The organism is Pseudomonas sp. B15(2017) (genome assembly GCF_002113215.1).
Lineage (GTDB): Bacteria > Pseudomonadota > Gammaproteobacteria > Pseudomonadales > Pseudomonadaceae > Aquipseudomonas.
In genome coordinates, this window is record NZ_NEJZ01000034.1 from 1 (window position 1) to 3,022 (window position 3,022).

A 3,022-nucleotide genomic window follows, 5' to 3' on the forward strand; every position below is an offset into this window, starting at 1 on the left:
TGACCTGCACCAACGGCTGTCCGGTGTCGATGGTCACCGGGGAAGAACTGCTGACGTTGACTGACGGTGTACTCGATGGGCTGTTGCCGTTCGAGTTCAGCCGCTTGTATCGCAGCAGTGCGGCTGAGATCGATGCTGGATTGGGGTTTGGCTGGAGCCATTCGCTGGCGCATCGTCTGGAGGTTGATGGCGCGGCGGTGGTCTGGGTCGACCATGAAAACCGGCGCACGCGGTTTCCGTTGCCGAGCGTTGAGCGGCCGGCGATTCACAACAGTCTGTCGCGGGCGGCGATCTTTCTCGGGGATGAACCGGAAGAGTTGATCGTTGCGCTGGCGGGTGAGGCCGCGCGGTTTTATCACTTTCGGGTTGGGCGTCTGACCGCCATCAGCGATGCGTACGGCAATCGTCTGACGGTGCATCGGGATCTTTCCGACCGGATTCAGCGACTGGATAACGGGGCCGGTCGGTCGTTGTTGCTGCGCTATGAGCGGGCGCATCTGGTCGCGGTCGATTATCAGGTCTGGTGCGAGGCGGCCTGGCGTACCGAGCAGACGCTGGCCAGTTACCGCTTTGATGCCCGCCATCGATTGATCGAGGCGACCAACGCGGTCGGCGAAAGCGAGCGTTACGACTACGACGACCGGCACGTCATCCTGCAACGGCAACTGGCTGGCGGTGCGAGCTTCTTCTGGGCATGGGAGCGGTCCGGCAAGGCGGCGCGTTGCGTGCGGCACTGGGCGTCGTTTTCGCAGATGGACACGCGTTACGTGTGGGATGACGCCGGCAGCGTCACCGTGCATTACGTCGACGGGACTGAGGAAACTTACGTCCACGACGACACGGCGCGGCTGGTGCGTCAGGTGTCGGCGGACGGGGGCGAGCAGCTCAAGGCCTACGATTCGGCGGGCCGGCTGGTCGCCGAGCAGGATGCGCTGGGCGCGGTCACCGAGTACCGCTACGACGATGCCGGACGGCTGATCGCGCTGATTCCGCCGGACGATGCGCCGACGTCCTACGAGTACCGTAACGGTTTCCTGCACAGCCGTTCACGCGGCGATGCCGTTTGGACGTACCGGCGCAATGCTCAGGGTGACGTCACCGAGGCGGTCGATCCCGACGGTCATGTCACCCATTACCACTTTGACGCGCAGGGGCGGTTGCGGTCGATCCGTTATCCGGACAGTGGTCGCCATGTGTTCGTCTGGAACGACCTCGGGCAACTGGTCGAGGAAAGTCTGCCGGACGGCGGGGTTTGGAAGTTTTCCTACGACGCCTTGGGGCGGCGGACGACGGTTCAGGACGAGCATGGTGCGGTCACCCGCCACGCCTGGGACGCCGTTGGCCGGCTGATCCAGACGACGCTGCCTACCGGAGCCACCCGCGCCTGGTCCTACAGCGCCTATGGCCAGATCACCGCCGAACGCGATGAACAGGGGCGCATCACCCGTTACGAGTATGACGACGACCTGCACCTGGTCAGCCGCCGGATCAACCCGGACGGTACACGAGTGCAGTACCGCTACGACCATGCGCAGCTGCTGCTCACGGAAATCGAGAACGAGTCCGGCGAAAAGTACCGGCTGGACTACACGCCGACCGGACTGATCCGACAGGAAACCGGCTTCGATGGCCGGCGCACCGCGTACGTCTATGACCGCAACGGCCATCTGCTGGAAAAGACCGAGTTCGGCGACGACGGCTCGACGCTGGTCACCGCTTACCAACGCGACAGCGCCGGACGTCTGCTGCTCAAGACCCTGCCGGACGGGGTCGAGGTCAGCTATCGCTATGACCGCCTCGGTCGTCTGGTTGGCGTGGATGACGGCCAGGATCACCCGCTGGCCTTCGAATACGACCTGCAGGATCGGCTGGTGCGCGAGCATCAGGGCTGGGGCACCCTGCGTTACACCTATGACGCCTGCGGCCAACTGACCCGCCTGCGCCTGCCGGACAACAGCAAGCTCGATTACCACTACGCCAAGGGCGGTGCGCTGACCGCGATCGACCTCAACGGCGCCTTGCTGACCCGCCACGTCTACCAGAACGGCCGCGAACAGCAGCGCCAGCAAGGCCTGCTGCTCAGCGAATATGCCTACGACGAACAGGGCCGCTTGCAGTCCCACGCCGTAGGCCATCAACGCAGCGCGCTGTACCGCCGCGACTTTGCCTACAGCGCCAACGGCAACCTCGAACACATTGCCGACACCCGCCACGGCCAGCGCAGCTACACCTACGACGCCCTCGACCGGCTGATTCGCGTGCGCCACACCCGCGACGATGTGCCGGAAAACTTCGCCCACGACCCGGCCGGCAACCTGCTGATGCAGGACCGCCCCGGCCCGACCCAGATCAAGGGCAACCGCCTGTTGATGCAGGGCGACCGCCATTACGACTACGACGCCTTCGGCAACCTGATCCGCGAACGCCGCGGCCGCGGCCAACAACTCGTCACCGAATACCGCTACGACAGCCAGCACCGCCTGATCGGCCTTACCCGCCCCGACGGCACCAGCGCGACCTACCAATACGACGCCTTCGGCCGGCGCATCCGCAAGACCGTCGACGGCCAGACCACCGAGTTCTTCTGGCAAGGCGACCACCTGATCGCCGAAAGCAGCGAACAACAACACCGCAGCTTCATCTACGAACCGGGGACCTTCCGCCCGCTGGCGATGCTCGACGGCAAAGGCCCGAAACGCGCCTGCCCGTTCTACTACCAACTCGACCACCTCGGCACGCCGCAGGAGTTGACCGACTACAGCGGCGACATCGTCTGGTCGGCCAAATACAGCGCCTACGGCAAGGTCACCTCGCTGGAACTGGCGACCGAGGACTACCTGAACCAGCCTCTGCGCTTTCAGGGGCAGTACTTCGATGACGAAAGCGGACTGCATTACAACCGGCACCGGTATTACGACCCGGAGGTGGGCCGGTACCTGACGCCGGATCCGGTGAAGCTGGCCGGGGGGCTGAACCAGTACCGGTACGTGCCGAATCCCACGGGGTGGGTGGATCCGTTGGG

Annotated in this window: 1 protein-coding gene; it reads left to right on the forward strand. The window is 64.7% G+C overall.

What is annotated here, in order from left to right; genetic code table 11:
* Window positions 1-3,022: RHS repeat-associated core domain-containing protein (locus tag CAF73_RS29465; protein ID WP_139834888.1), on the forward strand; the 3,022-nt coding region annotated here is incomplete at both ends.